This window comes from Quadrisphaera sp. RL12-1S, assembly GCF_014270065.1.
Lineage (GTDB): Bacteria > Actinomycetota > Actinomycetes > Actinomycetales > Quadrisphaeraceae > Quadrisphaera.
Genome location: NZ_JACNME010000014.1, coordinates 1 through 17,086, shown reverse-complemented (window position 1 = coordinate 17,086; position 17,086 = coordinate 1). Strand labels below are relative to the sequence as shown.

The window sequence follows — 17,086 nt, the reverse complement described above, 5'->3', positions numbered from 1 at the left end:
ACCCCCTTGTTAACTGAGGCCGATCAGGTCACGATGACGGCCACACCGGGACGGTGCCGTCCCGGCGCTATCGCTCTACCCGTACCGGGAACTGCGAGCACGTTGATGACTCACCACCGACCGGCGGTCGGCACGAAGGAGGACCGTGGAGGCTGCGATGGAACTGCACCAGCTGATCGGTGGACAGTGGGTCAGTGGGCGAGGCCCCGAGCTGCTCTCCACCAACCCGGCGCACCCCGACGACGTCGTCGCCAGCGGGCGCTTGGCCAGCGGCGACCAGGTGGACGCCGCCGTGGCTGCCGCCACCGGAGCAGCGGCTGCGTGGGCAGCCCGGCCCTACCACGAACGCGCTCAGGTGCTGCTGGGCGCGGCGGCCGTCCTCGAGCGGGAGGGCCAGCGCTACGGACGCGAGCTGACCCGCGAAGAGGGCAAGACGCTGGCCGAGGGCATCGGTGAAGTCCTGCGCGCGGCGCAGATCCTGCGCTACTGCGCTGGCGAGGCTGACCGCGAGGCCGGCCAGGTGTTCCACTCTCCTCGAGGCGGGCAGCGCATCCTCGTCGTCCACCGCCCGGTGGGAGTGGTCGGCGTCATCACGCCGTTCAACTTCCCCATCGCCATTCCCGCCTGGAAGATCGCCCCGGCGCTGGTGCACGGCAACACGGTGGTCTGGAAGCCGGCCGGCGTGGTGCCTCTCCTCGCGGTCCGCCTCGCGCAGGCCCTCCAGGAAGCCGGGCTGCCTGCCGGTGTGCTCAACCTGGTCATCGCTGACGCGCGCACCGGTTCACGCATCGTCGAGCACCCTGATGTCCACGCCGTGACCTTCACCGGCTCCACCGGGGTCGGACGCGCCATCGCGGCGACCTGCGCCCAGCGCGGAGCCGCGGTCCAGGCCGAGATGGGCGGCAAGAACCCCGCGGTCGTGCTCGCCGACGCCGACCTCGATGTCGCCGTCGAGCAGATCGTGCTGGGCGCGTTTCGCTCCACGGGCCAGAAGTGCACGGCCACCTCGCGTCTGGTGGTGCAGGACCCCGTGGCCGATGAGCTCCTGGACCGGCTGCAGGCCCGCCTGGCATCCCTCGTCGTCGGTGACCCGCTCGATGCTGCGACCGGCATGGGACCGCTGATCTCCGACAGCGCTCGGGCAACGGTGGAGGACGGTGTCCAGCGCGCCCTGCACCAGGGAGCCAGCGCCGTGGTCCCCGGGCGCCCCGACCTGCCCGGGCACGGATGGTTCAGTGCCCCGCGCGTGCTGGTGCTGCCCTCCACCGAGCTGGATGTGTGGCGCACGGAGCTGTTCGGCCCCGTCCTGTCGGTCGTGCGCGCCGCCAGTGTCCAGGAGGCCTTCGCCCTTGCGGGAGAGGGGGAGTACGGCCTGTCCGCAGCCGTCTTCACCACCGATCTGGCCTCCGCGCTCAGCGCAGTGGACACCCTGGACGTCGGTGTCCTGCACATCAACGACGAGAGCGCCGGCGCCGACCCGCACGTCCCCTTCGGCGGTGGGCGACACAGCTCCCTGGGGCCGAAGGAGCAGGGCACCGCCTCCCGGCAGTTCTTCACCAAGACCACCACGGTCTACCTGCGCGGCTGAAGCGCCCAGGCCCCAGCCCCGCAGGACCACACCATGACGATCCGAGGAGAACTGATGACCACGCTGGACGACATCGCCGTACTAGGTGGTCCGCAGCTGCCCCAGCGACGTCACCTCATCACCGAGGTGCCCGGCCCGCGCAGCCGCGAGCTGGCAGCTCGGCGCGCCACCGCGCTTCCTGCAGGGCTGGGAAGCAGCCAGCCGTTCTACGTCGCCGCGGCCGGTGGAGGGGTGCTGGTCGACGTCGACGGCAACAGCTTCATCGACCTGGCCAGCGGCATCGCGGTCACCAGCGTCGGCAACAGCGCCCCGCGCGTCGTGGAACAGGCCACCGCCCAGCTGCAGGCCTTCACGCACACCTGCTTCCTGGTGAATCCCTACGAGGGGTACGTGGCTGTCGCGGAGCAGCTCAACCGGCTCACCCCGGGCGACCACCCCAAGCGCACGGCCCTGTTCAACACCGGGGCCGAAGCCGTGGAGAACGCCGTGAAGTACGCCCGCGTGGCCACGGGCCGCCCCGGGGTGGTGGTCTTCGACCGGGCCTACCACGGACGGTCAGCGCTGACGATGGCGATGACAGGCAAGGCCGCACCCTACAAGTCCGGCTTCGGGCCGTTCCCGGGAGAGGTCTACCGCGCTCCGCTGCCCTCCCCCTTCTCCTCGCACGGAGACGAGGAGACAGCCCGGGAGGCAGCCCTGGACGCGCTGCACGAGCTGGTGGACATCCAGGTCGGCGCCGACCAGATCGCCTGCGTGGTCGTCGAGCCGGTCCAGGGTGAGGGCGGCTTCATCGTCCCCAGCGAGGGGTTCCTGCCTGCGGTGGCCGACTTCGCCCGCCAGCGGGGCATCCTCTTCGTCGCGGACGAGGTCCAGACGGGGCTCGGACGCACAGGACGCTGGTTCGCCAGCGAGCACGAGGGCCTGGTGCCCGACCTGGTGGTCTCGGCCAAGGCACTGGCCGGAGGACTGCCCCTAGCGGCGGTCACGGGCCGTGCTGACGTCATGGACTCCGTGCACCGCGGCGGCATCGGCGGCACCTACAGCGGCAATCCGGTGGCCTGCGCCGCAGCCCTGGCCGCGATCGAGACCATCGAGGCCGAAGGCCTGCTGGAACGCGCCGAGCGCCTCGGGGAGCTGATGACTGAACGGCTGCGCGCCCTCGCGGCCGTCGATGCTCGCATCGGTGACATCCGCGGGCGCGGCGCGATGGTGGCCGCCGAGGTGGTGGTCCCCGGCACCCACGAGCCTGATGCCGGAGCCGTAGCAGGGGTCATCGCCTTCGCCCAACAGGCCGGTGTCGTGGCACTGAACGCTGGCACCCGCAACAACGTGCTCCGGTTCCTGCCGCCGCTGTCCATCTCAGACGAGCTGCTGCTCGAAGGCTTCGACGTCCTCGCCGACGCCTTCGCCGCCTCCCGCTGACCGACACCCGTCCAGCAGCCCGTCGTCGCCCCCCGAGGAGAGGAAGCACCATGAGCGACTATGCCGTCGTCGACCCCAGCACCGGTGAGACTCTGCGCACCTACCCGACTGCCACCGACGCAGAGATGAGCGCGACGCTCCAGCGCGCCGATGCGGCGCAGCAGGCCTGGGCACGCACATCGGTACATGAGCGCGCCGCAGCGGTGCGCGCCGTGGCCGCCCTGCACCGCCAGAGGCGCCAGGAGCTCGCCGAGATCATCCAGCGCGAGATGGGCAAGCCTCTCGACCAGGGCCTGGGTGAGGTCGACTTCTGCGCCGACATCTACGAGTACTACGCCGACCGGGCGGCCGACTTCCTCGCCGACGAACCCATCCAGCTGCTCGGAGGCACGGGCTCGGCCCTGGTTCGCAAGGCGCCGCTCGGCGTCGTGCTGGGAGTCATGCCGTGGAACTACCCGTACTACCAGGTCGCCCGCTTCGCCGGACCCAGCCTCCTGATCGGCAACGCGGTCATCCTCAAGCACGCCCCTCAATGCCCGGAGTCATCCGCGGCCATCTCAGACATCATGACCGAGGCCGGCGTTCCCGCCGGTGTCTACGAGAACGTCTACGCCAGCTACGAGCAGATCGAGAAGGCGATCGCTGACCCCAGGATCCAGGGCGTCTCCCTGACCGGCTCGGCGCGCGCCGGCGCCGAGATCGCCAGGATCGCCGGCCAGAACCTCAAGAAGGTGGTCCTGGAACTGGGTGGCTCTGACCCGTTCATCGTGCTCTCGACCGACGACCTCGCAGCCACGGTAGAAGCTGCGGTGACGGCTCGCCTGGAGAACTCCGGGCAGGCCTGCAACGCCGCCAAGCGCTTCATCGTCGTCGAGGACCTCTACGAGGAGTTCCTGGAGCGCTTCACCGCAGCCCTGGCGGCCATCACCCCCCAGACCCCCTCCCCGTCCGGGGTGAGCCTGGGCCCGCTGTCGTCCTCCGCGGCGGCTGACCGCCTGCAGGACCAGATCGAACGGGCAGTCGCCCAGGGAGCCACCTTGGTCCACGGCGGGCGCAGGGAGGGCAACGTCTTCACCACGACCGTGCTGACTGACGTCACCCCCGAGAACGAGGCCTACCGGGAGGAGTTCTTCGGTCCGGTCGGTGTGGTCTACCGCGTCGCAGACGAAGCCGCTGCGGTGCACCTGGCCAACGACACCCCGTTCGGGCTGGGCTCCTACGTCTTCACCACCGACCCTGAGCAGGCCGAGCGCGTGGCGGACGCGATCCGCGCCGGCATGGTCTTCATCAACATCGTGGCGGCAGACAGTCCCGAGCTGCCCTTCGGTGGCACCAAGGGCAGCGGCAGCGGGCGCGAGCTGGGCCGCTCAGGCATTGAAGAGTTCATCAACCGCAAGCTGATCCGCACGGCCGGCTGAACTCTCAGGTGGTGCGGTGAGAGCCCCGGGTGGTTCGCACCGCACCACCCATGAGATCGCCCCGACCGACTCACCCCACGGCGGCGCTCTGCGGGTTCGGCCCGTTCCTCGAGCCGAGTAGCGTCATGGCATGGAGGTGATGCGTTGGACCTGCGTTGGCTGAGGGCGTTCGTGGCCGTCGCCGAGCAGATGCACTTCGCGCGGGCCGCCGAAGGCCTTGAGACCGCCACCTCCAACGTGAGCGCCCAGCTCAAGGCACTCGAGGACCATCTCGGGGTCCGGCTGCTGGAACGAGGCCGACGCACGACCCCCCGGCTGACCGCTGCCGGTGAGGTCTTCCTGCCGGAGGCCCACAAGGTGCTCCAGGCCGTCGAGCAGGCCGAATCGGTCGGGCGCGCTGCGGGCGAGGGGCTCCTGGGTCGTGTGCGGGTGGGCTACGTCGCCTCAGCTGCCTACTCCGGTGTCCTGGCTGACGCAGTCGCCCACGTGATCGAGGACTCCGCAGTGAAGATCCTCATAGAGGAGATGGCCACGCCCGAGCAGGTTGAGGCGCTGGTGGCCGGGAGGATCGACGTCGGACTGCTGCGCGACCGGCCCGAGCTGCCAGACAGCTTGTCCAAGACCGTGGTCCGTCGTGAGGACGTGCTGCTGGCAGTACCCGAACGTCACCGCTCGGGAAGGTCCGGCGCGGTGCTCGCCCATGAGCTCGCAGGCGAGCGGTTCGCCGTCCCGTCCTTCGGGGAAGCACACGACGCTCGTGACGAAGTCGCTGCCGTTGCGGCGGCAGGCTGCTTGAGCCCCCCAGCGGTCATCGCAGTGCGCGACTACCTCGCGGCCCTTGCTCTGGTGGGCGCGGGGACCGCGGTGGCGCTGGTGCCCGAGTGCCTCTCGGGTCTGTCCATGCCTGGTGTGCGCTACGCCCGGCTGCAGGACGTCTCCCTGCAGACTTCGCTGCTACTGGTGCACCGGTCCGGAGAGTCAGCACCAGCCGTCTTGCGCGTCCTGGAAGGTGCGCTGATCGGCCACCGACCGCTGTGACGCCCAGTCCAGAGCGCCGTCGGGCATCTGGCGCCTGACAGCCGCCCTCACCTTCCGTGTGCTGCCGCGGTGGGCCCAGGATGCGGTCGAGGCCCGTTCGCGGGTTCAGCGATCACCCCCCGTCGACAGACCACGATGCCGGGACCGTTGCTCGTCGTCGACCACGTCGCATCCAGTGAGCCACAGGCACACCGGACGCAACGTGATCGAGCGGCGTTGGCGCAGAGGATGTTCAGACCCTGAACCGACCCACGAGGGCCCGCATGCGCTCGGCGGTGGCGCTGACGTCCTGCACGGAGGCTCGGGCGGCGGCCGCGCTGAACCGCATGCTCTCCGCGGCGGCAGCCACCTGCACGATCGTGTCGGCGATGGCGGTCGTGGCCAGCGCGGCGCGGGTGACCCCCGTCGCGATCTCGGCGGTGACCGCGGTCTGCTCCTCCACGGCGCTGGCCACGGAGGTCTGGATCCCATCAAGATCACCCACCACGGTCCCGATCGTGGACACCGAGCTGGAGGCGGAGCCGACGTCGCTGAGCAGGCGGGTGATGCGCTGTTCGATGTCGTCGGTGGCCCGAGCGGTCTGCCCCGACAGGTCCTTGACCTCTCCGGCGACCACCGCGAAGCCCTTGCCGGCCTCTCCGGCGCGGGCGGCTTCGATGGTGGCGTTCAGGGCCAGGAGGTTGGTCTGCTGGGCGATACCGGTGATGGTGGCCACGATGGCGCCGATCTCAGTGGAACTGGTCGACAGAGCCTCGAAGACGGTCTCCGTGGAGCTAGAGACCTGCACCGCTTCGGCAGCGATGCGGGAGGCTTCGTGGGTGCCGCGTGCGATCTCAGCGATGGAGGCGCCCATCTCCTCGGCAGCCGAGGCGATGGTGGTGACCTCGGCGCTGGCGGCACCGGCCTGGCCGGCGACCTCGCTGCATCGTGTCGCGGAGGCATCGATGTCGGTGGTCAGGGATCGGTTGGTGCTGTCCAGTGCCCCAGCGGCGCGGTGCAGTGAGTCGGCCTCGGTGGTGATCTCGCGAACGGTGGCAGCGACCGTGTCGGCGAAGCGGTTGAACGCCCCTCCGAGCTGACCCAGCTCATCGTGGCGAGCGGAGTCCACCCGGCGGGTCAGGTCGCCCTCGCCGTCAGCGATGTCGATGAGGCTGTCCCGCAGGGCGCGCACAGGACGGACCAGTCCGGTCCCGATCCACCAGGTCAGCGCGCCGGCCAGGACCACAGCCACCAGGCCGACCAGCACGATCAGCCATGTCGTTCGTGCGACGTCGGCCAGTACTGTGGCGCGGGGCGCGGAGACCACCAGCGCCCACGTCTGGTCGTCAGTGACGGCGACCGGAGCCACCGCGGCCAGAGCCTCGCCGCCCGACGACGGGTCGTTCAGGCTCGTGGTCTGTGCGGTGCGCTGGGCGCTGACCTGCTGCGCCACAGCGGCCAGGGGGCCCTGCAGTGGCTTGCCCAGCGCCTGGGCGCTGGGGCCGGCGACGACGTTGCCCTTGTCGCTCAGCAGCGAGACGTACCCGTTGCCGTAGGGCTTGATGGCCTGCAGCTTCGCCGTCAGGTCGGTCAGCGCCAGGTCCGCGGTGACGACCCCGAGGAACTGGCCCTGCACGAGCACCGGCGCCGTGGCCGTGGTCATCAAGACTTCTTTGCCGTCCAGCTTGTAGGTGTACGGCTCGGTCAGCATCGCCTTCAGGCTCTGGCGTGGGCCGAGGTACCAGTCGCCCTGTGACGGGTCGTCCATGCTGGTCAGGGTGGTGAAGGACAACTCGCCGCCGCTGCGGTACCAGTAGACGCCGTAGCGGCCGTCTGCGGAGCTCCCGCTCGCACCGGCGAAAGCGGCGTCGCGTCCGTCGAAGGCGTTCGGTTCCCACGCCGTCGCCACGCCCAGCAGAGAGGGGTTCGCCACGAGGGTGTCATGGACCGCGGCGGTGACGGCGGTCCTCGAGGCCCCGCCGTTCTGGTGCAGCGCAGCTAGCGCACCAGCCAGTGTGTCGACGGTGACGACTGCTTGGCGCAGCGTGAGCTGCACCGAGGACGCCTGATCGGCGGCCAGGGTCCGGTTGTACAGCTCGGCCTGGCGTTCACCGGTCGAGGAGGCCCGTAGCGCGACCACCGTCACCACCACCGCCAGGATGGCGATGGTCATCGCCATCACCCTGACCACGAGCTGACCCCTGATGCTGCGCATGGCCGGTCTTCCCCCTGCTTCTCAAGACTGCCTTTCCATATGTATCGGCAGGTCTCTCCGCCTTGTGATGCTCTAAATCCATCTGTATGCATCGCGGCCTGCGTGGGGGCGGTACTGGTTGCTGATCGACCGCGCACCACGCGCGCTCCGTCCTCATGCGCTCCTCGTCGCCCGCGAGGCGGAGTGCAATCGGGAGAGGTGGGCGGGTGCAGGGGACTGGCTCTTCCCGGGCACCGGTGCCGGCGTTCGCGTGGGTCGGCTCACCGGCCGAGCCCGGGTCGACACGCTCGCACGCGGTGACCGACTCCCCGGCGACGGCTTGGCGTCTTGCGCCGACGTCTTCGACGGCAGGACCTTGTGGTTGGACATATGGCTCTATATGTTTTCCTCCCCTGCCCCCGGTGCTGATCGTTGGCTCCACGGGCGATGCGACGACGAGGAGGGCCCGTGGGCCAGGTCGACGGACGACCCGACATGAGTACCGATGACGCTCAGCTGGCTGCACTCGGTTACACCGGACAGTTCCAGCGCAGCATGGGGTTGTGGGCCAACATGGCGCTCGGCTTCACCTACCTGTCCCCGCTGGTCGGGGTGTACTCCCTGTTCGCCTACAGCCTGTCCATCGGTGGCCCGCCGTCGATCTGGTGGATCTTCATCGTGGGCGCCGGGCAGTTCCTGGTCGCGCTCGTGTTCGGCGAGGTGGTCTCGCAGTACCCCTTGGCCGGCGGTATCTACCCCTGGGTCAGGCGGCTGTGGAACCGGCGGGCCGCCTGGATCGTCTCGTGGGTGTACCTGTGGGCGATCATCGTGACCGTCACCGCGGTGGCCGAGTTCGGCGGCGGCTTCGTCGCGGCTCTCTTCAGCCTGGAGGTCACCCCGACGATCTCCCTGGCCACAGCGGTCGGTCTGCTGGTGCTGGCCTTCGCCCTGAACTACAGCGGGACGCGGTTCCTGGCGAAGATCGCTCAGATCGGACTGGCGGCGGAGCTGATCGGCGTCATCGCGCTCGGCCTGTTTCTGCTGGTCTTCCACCGCGAGCAGCCGCTGTCGGTCTTCTGGGACACCATGGGCGCGGGGGGCGGGACCGGCTACGCAGGTACGTTCCTCGCGGCCTCCCTGGCTGGCCTGTTCCTCTTCTACGGGTTCGAGGCGTGCGGTGACGTGGCCGAAGAGGTCTCCGACCCCGCGCGGCGAATCCCCCGAGCCATGATGCTCACGATCGTGGTCGGCGGTGTTTCCGCGACGGTCTCCTATGCCGGGTACGTGTTGGCCATCCCCACCGACCAGCTGCGCGCCATCGTCGCCGGTGAGGTGGCCGACCCGATCCCGGCCATCCTGGAGAGCACCCTGGGTGGCTTCGGGTCCAAGGTCTTCCTCCTGGTCGCGGTCATGGCGTTCATCTCCTGCGTGCTGTCCCTGCAGGCGGCGGGCAGTCGACTGCTGTACGCCTTCGCTCGCGACCGGATGCTCCCGGCAAGCCGGTGGCTGTCTCATGTCTCAGAGGCCAAGGCGGTCCCGACCAACGCTCTGCTCGTGGTCTGCGTGGTGCCGATCCTCATCTGCCTGTTCGTCTTCTGGCGGCCGGACTCCCTGGGTCGGGTCACCGCCTTCGCCGTCCTGGGGATCTACATCTCCTTCCAGGCGGTCGTCCTGGCAGCGCTGCGCCAGCGCGTGTTGGGCTGGCGTCCGGCAGGCCTGTGGTCCTTGGGCAGGTGGGGCTTCGTGGTCAACGTGGTCGCCCTGGCCTACGGCGTTTTCGCCATCGTGCTGCTGATCAAGCCCGCTCCTGGCACCACGGACTTCCTGGACCGTTGGGTCGTGGCCATCGGGCTCGCCGTCGTGGCGGGCTCAGGGCTGGCGTACCTCCTGGTTGCCAAGCCCGACCGCCACTCCGACCACATCCCCGAGGGTGATGCGCGCGACTTCGCCGAACGCCTGCGCGCCATCAGGCGGGACGCCGCCTGATCCACGATCTCGGCCGGTGGTGGTGGCGCCTTCCCCCAGGGCAGCGCCACCACCGGTCGACTCCAGCTTCACCGCCCGATGACGAGGGCGAGGGAGCTCGAACCGCACGAAAGCACCCTCGCGCCCTCCTCGAACTCCACGTCGAGGGGGGCGCTGGCGTCCTGCCGCATGAGCAGCAGCGCCTCCGCCAATGCGTCAGAGCGCAGCACCGAACCCGGCTCGCGCCGGGCGTCGGTGGAGGTGACGACCCGAGCCGAGGAGTTGACCAGGGTGCAGGGTGCTGAGATCGGTGTCAGCAGCGGCAGCAGCTGACGTTCGAGGCGATCGACCAGCAGGTCAGCACCGACCACCCCGACAACCGTTCCTGCTCGAAGCACCGGGGCGGTGATGGTCAGCACGTAGTCGTTCACGCAGACGTAGTCGACGTAAGGCCCGCTGAGGTGGCGAGCTGCGGTCCGGGACGGAACGCGCCACCACTCCATGGCGCTGTAGTCACGCAGCTGGTCGCCACCCGGCGTCGCCGTGGACAGGCGCCTGGGTTCCTTCGCCTGTCCGGCGAGCCACCACCAGGCCACGTGCCAGCCTTCGCCCACGAGGAGGCCGGGGGCACCGACGAAACCGACGCCCGAGGCCAGGCCGGACGGCTCACTCAGGGCCGGCAGCGCGAAGTCAGCCACTTCGGCATCCAGCACCCCGGCGGAGGCTGAGACCTCATCGAGGTGCTGCTGGAGCTGCCGCTGCCAGGCGTCCACCTGATCGAACAGGGGAGTCAGGGTTCCACCCACCTGTCGTGCGGCTTCGAGGGGAGCCCGCCCCTGCACCAGGGCCTTCATGACGCCTCCTCCCGAGCTGTGTCCAGCTCGACCAGTCGCATCCGCTCGACGACCAGCCAGTCCAGGCAGCCCTGCACGAAGGAGGCCACCGCAGCCCTGGCTGCCTGTGGCGCGCCGCGCCGCAGCGCCGCCAGGACGTCCTCGCGGCTGGCAGCGCTTCGCACCCGGTGCTCGTGCTCGCGCAGGCACATCCAGAGCAGGGGTGCCGCCTCGCTCTGCAAGCGCATCTCCTCGCGCACCAGACGTGGTGACTGGCTCACAGCGGCGAGCTCGAGCTGGAACCACCCCACGGCCCGACGTGCGCTCCCGGCGGTGCTGAGGTCTGCGGTCTCGTGAATGCTCATCAGGACGTCGATGTCATCCCCGGTGGCGCGGTCGGTAGCGACCTCTGCGGCCATCCCCAGAATCGCGCTGACGTGCAAGGCGATGTCCCGCAGCTCGATGCGGCTGCTGTCGCGCAGCCTGCGCCGAGCCCACTGGTCAGCGGCTGCGGCGTCGCAGGTGACGTAGCTCCCGCCCTCTCGTCCGCGGCGGGTCTGCACCAGGCCGCGCTCGCGCACCGCCTCGAGCGCCTCACGTGCTGTCACCAGCGCGACCCCCAGCTGGCGGGCCATCGTGGCCTCGCTGGGCAGGCGTTCCCCGTCCCTCAGCACACCGCTGACGATCGCGTCGGTCAGGCGCCGTTCCACAAGCCCAGCACGTGCACCGTCGTCCAGTGGCGCGAAGACCACGGACAGCGCCGCGTCGATGTGCCTGGCTTGGCGCGTCATGCGTCTCCTGGAGGTGGTGCTGTTCGGTCGGGGAGGCCGGAGGGCGCCGCAACTGGCGGCGTCACGCGATTGTAACTCTTGCCGCCCTCGTCTGAAATATGGTTCCATATGTTTTAAGACGATGGAGTCGAAGGGAACCGCATGAGCAGCACCCCAGCAATCCGCCTGACCGGGATCACCAAGAGGTTCGCCGGCGTGACGGCCGTCGACGCCGTCGACCTGGACGTCCAGTCCGGCGAGTTCTTCTCCATGCTCGGCCCGTCGGGTTCAGGCAAGACCACCATGCTCCGGCTCGTCGCGGGCTTCGAGCAGCCCACCTCGGGCTCGATCGAGCTCTTCGGTGATGACGTCACGTCAAGGCCCGCGTTCCAGCGCGATGTCTCCACGGTCTTCCAGGACTACGCGCTGTTCCCCCACATGTCAGTGCTCGACAACGTCGCCTACGGGCTGCGGGTGCGCGGCATCAAGGCGGCGCGGCGACGCGAGATGGCGATGCAGGCGCTGGAGGCGGTGCGACTCGCCCACACGGCGCAGCGCAAGCCCGCCCAGCTGTCCGGGGGTCAGAGGCAGCGCATCGCCCTGGCGCGCGCCAGTGTCGTCGAGCCCAAGGTGCTGCTCCTGGACGAGCCTCTGGGAGCCCTGGACCTGAAGCTTCGTGAGCAGATGCAGGTCGAGCTGAAGCAGGTCCAGCGCGACCTCGGCATCACCTTCTTGTTCGTCACCCACGACCAAGAAGAAGCCCTGAGCCTGTCCGACCGTGTCGCAGTCTTCAACGAGGGCCGCATCGAGCAGCTCGGGACGCCACGCGAGCTGTACGAGAACCCCGCCTCCCGCTTCGTCGCCGACTTCGTGGGGACCTCCAACGTCTTCGCGGCCGACCACGCCCAGAAGGTCCTCGGTCGGCAGGGCGAGTTCTCCATCCGGCCTGAACGACTGCAGGTCGCCGCGGTTCCGCAGGCCTCCGCCGGTCACAGCGCGGCCGGGACGGTCCTGGAGACGATCTACGTAGGCAGCGCCGTGCGCTGCGTCGTCGAGCTCGACGCAGGCCCGCGCGTCACGGTGCTCCAGCGCAACGACCGCGACATGGGTGGTGAGCACCTGCGGGGCAAGCGCGTCCACGTGATGTGGCACGAGGAGGACGTCGTCGTCCTGTCGTCGAGCGTCGCCTGAGCTCCAACTGTCACGTCCGACCCGGCCCGGGACCGCATTGACACCGGTCCGGGCCTGATGGTTCCCCACCCCAGACGATCGAGAGGACCACCATGCTCCGCACCACCAAGGTGAAGCGCACCACTGCTTCGGCGGCCGTGGCCCTGCTGGCGGCAGCCGCCCTGACTGGATGCGGCACCACGGCGGTCTCGGGGCCGTCGCCGACCGCTGAGCAGACGAGCCTCGGAGACAACGAGGGCAGCGTCTCGATCTTGGCCTGGCCCGGGTACGTCGAGGACGGCAGCAACGACCCGAGCGTCGACTGGGTCTCAGGCTTCGAAGCGAAGACCGGCTGCGCGGTGACCTCCAAGGTCTACGGGACCTCGGATGAGGCGGTCAACCTCATGAAGACCGGGGACTACGACGTGGTGGCGGCTTCCGGGGACGCGACCCTGCGCCTGATCGCCGGAGGCGACGTCGCCCCCGTCAACACCGATCTCATCCCCAGCTACGCCGGCATCTACGACTTCCTGAAAAACCGCGCCTGGAACTCCGTGGACGGCAGGTCTTACGGCGTCCCGCACGGCTACGGGGCCAATCTCCTCATGTACAACACCGACGTCGTGCAGCCAGCCCCCACCTCCTGGAGCGCCGTCTTCGACGACGCCTCCCAGTACGCCGGCAAGGTCACCGCCTACGACTCGCCCATCTACATCGCTGACGCGGCCCTGTACCTGATGACTCACAAGCCCGAGTTGGGCATCAAGGATCCGTACGCCCTGGACGAGACCCAGCTCGCAGCTGCGGTGGGCCTGCTCAAGGCGCAGCGGGTCAACGTGGGGGAGTACTGGTCGGACTACCTCAAGCAGATCCAGTCCTTCACCAGCGGCGACTCGGTCGTGGGCACCAGCTGGCAGGTCATCCAGAACTCCCTCGCCGCAGAAGGGGCCAAGACCGCCGTAGTCCTCCCCGAGGAGGGGACGACTGGGTGGTCAGACACCTGGATGATCGCCTCGAAGGCCAAGAGCCCGAACTGCGCCTACGCCTGGCTCGACTGGATCTCGAGCCCGGAGACGAACGGAAAGGCGACTGCCTACTTCGGTGAGGCTCCTTCGAGCGAGGCAGCGTGCAACTACCGCGACGACTGCGAGGCGTTCCACGCCGGTGACGCCGACTACGCCTCGAAGATCCACTACTGGACGACGCCGGTCGCCGCGTGCCTGGACGGCCGCACTGACGTCACATGCACCGACTACACCCGCTGGACGGCCGCCTGGCAGGAGATCAAGGGCTGAGGTGCAGCTGCGGGTGGGGACCAGGGCCCCACCCGCAGCCCAAGCCCCCGTACCGCACCACCGAAGGACGTCATGAACGCGCTGCTCTCGCCCGGTCTGGGCCGACGAACCTCCTCCTTCCTCGCCACCCACTCCAGAGCCCGCCTCGCCCTGGTGCTCATCGCTCCACTGACCTGGCTCGTGGTCGTCTACGTCGTCGCGCTGGCCCTGCTGCTGGTGACCGCCCTGTGGAGGGTTGACGGATACACCGGACAGATCAGCCCCTCGTGGACTCTCGACAACATCCGGACCGTGGTGACGGGATCGCTCTACCAGACGGTCACCCTTCGGACCGTCGGTGTCGCCGTTGTGGTCACCGTGGTCGACGTCCTCATCGCTCTGCCCATCGCCTTCTACATGGCCAAGGTCGCCTCACCACGAGCCCGCCGCCTGCTGGTCATCGCGACCCTCATGCCTCTGTGGGCCAGCTACCTCGTCAAGGCCTACGCCTGGCGGTCTCTGCTGTCCGAGCAGGGACTCCTCAACTGGGTGCTGGCACCGACGGGCCTGCAGGGCCCCGGGTACGGCCTGACCGCAGCAATCATCACACTCAGCTACCTCTGGCTGCCCTACGTCATCCTGCCGATCTACGCTGGCCTGGAGAAGGTCCCGGACAGCCTCATCGAGGCCTCCTCCGACCTCGGGGCCTCGACGTGGCGCACCTTGGGCAGCGTCGTCCTGCCCCTGACCACGCCGGCCATCATCGCGGGAACGATCTTCAGCTTCTCGCTGTCGCTGGGCGACTACATCACGGTCACCATCGTGGGCGGCACCAGTCAGGTGCTCGGGAACCTCGTTTACACCAACGTCGGTGCGGCCAACAACCTCCCGCTCGCCGCAGCGATCGCTCTGGTGCCGATCGTGATCATCTTCGGTTACCTCGCCCTGGTGCGCCGCACAGGCGCGCTGGACAACCTCTGAGCCGGGAGCTGAGATGCGCATCGGACGAACGGCACAGGCAGCCCTGGCGACGGTCAGCACTCTGACCCTGTTGGTCATCTACCTCCCACTCCTCGTGGTCTTCATCAACTCCTTCTCCACCTCGCTGTCCCTGTCCTGGCCCCCACCCGGGCTGACGACGCAGTGGTGGGAGCGCGCAGCCAACAGCGAAGGCGCGCGCGCGGCAGTGGCGACCAGCGTGGGGATCGCCCTGCTGGCCACCGCGATGGCCCTGGTGCTGGGCACATTGGTGGCCATCGCGCTGCAGCGCTTCGACTTCTTCGGGCGGCAGACAGTCAACCTGCTGGTCATCCTCCCCATCGCCTTGCCCGGCATCGTCACGGGCATCGCGTTGAACAACTTCTTCCGAACCATCCTCGGCGTCCCGCTCTCCATCTGGACGCTCGTGGTCGCCCACGCAACCTTCTGCATCGTCACGGTCTTCAACAACGCAGTGGCCCGGCTCCGCCGCACGGGAACGCGTCTTGAGGAGGCCTCCTCGGACCTGGGCGCTGGGATCTGGACGACCTTCCGGCTGGTCACCTTTCCCCAGCTGCGCTCGGCCCTGCTGGCCGGCGGCCTGCTCGCCTTCGCCCTGAGCTTCGACGAGATCATCGTGACGACGTTCACTGCCGGGTCAGGGGTGACCACCCTCCCGATCTTCATCCTGAACAACATGTTCCGCCCCAACCAGGCACCGGTGGTCGCTGTCATCGCCGTGGTGATGGTCATCGTGTCGGTCATCCCCATCTACCTGGCGCAGCGCCTGTCCTCCGCTGACGTCGACCACCGCTGACACGCCCCTGCCCAACCGCCGACCCGGCACTGAAGCGCCCAGGAGATTCATCATGCTCGTCCGCTCCGCTGGCGGCCCTGACTCTGCAACGCAGGTGCGGCCCTCCTTCTCGACCTGGCTGCAGGTGGAGGGACTGTGACCGCTGGCAGCGTCACCCGTCCGATCCCCGCCCAGCAGACCCCGGCGCCCGCACGAGGTACGGCGACGCTCAACGACGCCCGCGCGCAGCTGGCGGCTGCCGTGGAGCTGCTCGGGTACGACCGCGGCACCTACGACCTGCTGTCGGTGCCGCGCCGCGAGGTGAGCGTCAGCATCCCGCTGCGCCGCGACGACGGCACCGTGGAGGTGCTCACCGGTCACCGCGTGCAGCACAACTACTCCCGCGGGCCGGGCAAGGGCGGCGTCCGCTTCAGCCCGCGCGTGGACCTCGACGAGGTGCGCGCCCTGGCGATGTGGATGACGTGGAAGTGCGCCCTGCTCGACGTCCCCTACGGCGGGGCCAAGGGCGGGGTGCGCATCGACCCGCGCCAGTACTCCGCCGCGGAGCTCGAGCGCGTCACCCGCCGGTTCACCAGCGAGATCTCCCCGCTCATCGGCCCGACGCAGGACATCCCCGCCCCCGACGTCGGCACCGACGAGCAGACGATGGCCTGGATGATGGACACCTACTCCGTCGGCGCGGGCCACACCGTGCTGGGCGTGGTGACCGGCAAGCCGATCTCGCTCGGCGGGTCGCTGGGACGGGCCTCGGCCACCTCCCGCGGCGTCGTCCACGTGGCGCTGGCCGCCCTGCGCCACCTCGGCCTCGACCCCCGGGGCTGCACCGCCGCGGTGCAGGGCTTCGGCAAGGTCGGGCGCGGCACCGCGCGGTTCCTGGCCGAGGCCGGCGTGGCGGTGCGGGCGGTCAGCGACCAGGACGGCGCGGTGGCGGCGCTCGACGGCGCCGCCGGCCTCGACGTCGCGGCGCTCGAGGCGCACGTCGACGCGACCGGCTCGGTCGCCGGGTTCCGCGGCGGCGTCGCCATCGTGGGCGAGGAGCTGCTGACGGCCGACGTCGACCTGCTCGTGCCCGCCGCGGTGGAGGGCGTGCTGCACGAGGGCAACGCGGCCGACGTCCGCGCCCGGCTCGTGGTCGAGGGCGCCAACGGACCGACGACGGCGGCGGCCGACGCCCTGCTCGCCGCGCGGGGCGTGCTGGTGGTGCCCGACATCCTCGCCAACGCCGGCGGCGTGATCGTGTCGTACTTTGAGTGGGTCCAGGCCAACCAGGCGTACTGGTGGTCGGAGGACGAGGTGGAGGCGCGCCTGGCCGACCGCATGACCTCCGCGTGGCAGCAGGTCCTCGCCCAGTCGCAGCGCCACGGCGTGGACCTGCGCTCCGCCGCCACCAGCCTCGCCGTCCAGCGCGTCGCCGAGGCGCACGTCCTGAGAGGGCTCTACCCATGAGCGGTGACAGCAGGCCGCCGCAGGCGGTTCAAGCTCGAAGGGCGTGCGAGTCCAGGAAGTCATAGACCGCCGGGGTGTCCACGCCGCCGAAGGAGCCCACCGGCGTGGAGGCCAGCAGGCTCGCGGGGGTGCGCGGGCTGGCCCACGACCTGCCCTGCCAGCGGGCCGCCACCTCCGGGCTCGCCTGCCGGCAG

General features: G+C 69.6%; 13 protein-coding genes. 10 read left to right on the top strand and 3 right to left on the bottom strand.

Annotation, left to right across the window (positions count from 1 at the left end):
- Positions 1-157 precede the first annotated feature (157 nt).
- The 4 genes from H7K62_RS18705 to H7K62_RS18690 all read left to right on the top strand — a co-directional run bounded on the left by H7K62_RS18705 (position 158) and on the right by H7K62_RS18690 (position 5,466).
- Positions 158-1,588 carry an aldehyde dehydrogenase family protein gene (locus tag H7K62_RS18705; protein ID WP_186721462.1) on the top strand — a complete coding sequence of 477 codons (1,431 nt, stop codon included), beginning with the start codon at positions 158-160 and terminating at the stop codon, positions 1,586-1,588.
- A 54-nt stretch (positions 1,589-1,642) separates the two neighbouring features.
- Positions 1,643-3,010, top strand: a complete 1,368-nt coding sequence (gene gabT, locus H7K62_RS18700; protein ID WP_186721460.1) for a 4-aminobutyrate--2-oxoglutarate transaminase — start codon at positions 1,643-1,645, stop codon at positions 3,008-3,010.
- A 50-nt stretch (positions 3,011-3,060) separates the two neighbouring features.
- Positions 3,061-4,428 (top strand): NAD-dependent succinate-semialdehyde dehydrogenase, encoded by a 1,368-nt coding sequence (locus H7K62_RS18695; RefSeq protein WP_186721458.1) that lies wholly within the window; start codon positions 3,061-3,063, stop codon positions 4,426-4,428.
- Positions 4,429-4,572: 144 nt separating this feature from the next.
- Complete coding sequence (locus tag H7K62_RS18690) at positions 4,573-5,466, top strand: LysR family transcriptional regulator (RefSeq protein ID WP_186721456.1); 894 nt, start codon at positions 4,573-4,575, stop codon at positions 5,464-5,466.
- Between the two features lie 232 nt (positions 5,467-5,698).
- On the opposite strand, the gene H7K62_RS18685 is transcribed toward H7K62_RS18690, so the two are convergent.
- The gene (locus H7K62_RS18685) at positions 5,699-7,618 is read right to left on the bottom strand and encodes a methyl-accepting chemotaxis protein (RefSeq protein WP_186721454.1); all 1,920 of its coding nucleotides are present in this window, start codon (positions 7,616-7,618) and stop codon (positions 5,699-5,701) included.
- A gap of 516 nt (positions 7,619-8,134) precedes the next feature.
- Between H7K62_RS18685 and H7K62_RS18680 the strand changes: the two genes are divergently transcribed.
- Positions 8,135-9,625: an APC family permease gene (locus H7K62_RS18680; RefSeq protein ID WP_186721630.1), complete on the top strand. Its 1,491-nt coding sequence runs from the start codon at positions 8,135-8,137 to the stop codon at positions 9,623-9,625.
- A 68-nt stretch (positions 9,626-9,693) separates the two neighbouring features.
- Here the strand turns inward: H7K62_RS18680 and H7K62_RS18675 are convergent, their stop codons facing one another.
- Both H7K62_RS18675 and H7K62_RS18670 read right to left on the bottom strand, forming a co-directional pair.
- Positions 9,694-10,458 carry a cache domain-containing protein gene (locus tag H7K62_RS18675; RefSeq protein ID WP_186721452.1) on the bottom strand — a complete coding sequence of 255 codons (765 nt, stop codon included), beginning with the start codon at positions 10,456-10,458 and terminating at the stop codon, positions 9,694-9,696.
- Positions 10,455-11,228: a FadR/GntR family transcriptional regulator gene (locus H7K62_RS18670; protein WP_186721450.1), complete on the bottom strand. Its 774-nt coding sequence runs from the start codon at positions 11,226-11,228 to the stop codon at positions 10,455-10,457. The genes H7K62_RS18675 and H7K62_RS18670 overlap by 4 nt, the downstream gene beginning before the upstream one ends.
- A 141-nt stretch (positions 11,229-11,369) precedes the next feature.
- Between H7K62_RS18670 and H7K62_RS18665 the strand changes: the two genes are divergently transcribed.
- From H7K62_RS18665 to H7K62_RS18645, 5 genes are all read left to right on the top strand, one after another.
- Positions 11,370-12,398 (top strand): ABC transporter ATP-binding protein, encoded by a 1,029-nt coding sequence (locus H7K62_RS18665; protein ID WP_186721448.1) that lies wholly within the window; start codon positions 11,370-11,372, stop codon positions 12,396-12,398.
- A gap of 92 nt (positions 12,399-12,490) precedes the next feature.
- Entirely contained in the window at positions 12,491-13,672 is a 1,182-nt protein-coding gene (locus H7K62_RS18660) for an ABC transporter substrate-binding protein (RefSeq protein WP_186721446.1), read from the top strand.
- Between the two features lie 72 nt (positions 13,673-13,744).
- Positions 13,745-14,632: an ABC transporter permease gene (locus H7K62_RS18655; protein ID WP_186721444.1), complete on the top strand. Its 888-nt coding sequence runs from the start codon at positions 13,745-13,747 to the stop codon at positions 14,630-14,632.
- Between the two features lie 13 nt (positions 14,633-14,645).
- Positions 14,646-15,446, top strand: coding sequence for an ABC transporter permease (locus H7K62_RS18650; RefSeq protein ID WP_186721442.1), 801 nt, complete (start codon positions 14,646-14,648; stop codon positions 15,444-15,446).
- Positions 15,447-15,608: 162 nt separating this feature from the next.
- Positions 15,609-16,892 (top strand): Glu/Leu/Phe/Val family dehydrogenase, encoded by a 1,284-nt coding sequence (locus H7K62_RS18645; protein WP_370591853.1) that lies wholly within the window; start codon positions 15,609-15,611, stop codon positions 16,890-16,892.
- Positions 16,893-17,086: the final 194 nt, after the last annotated feature.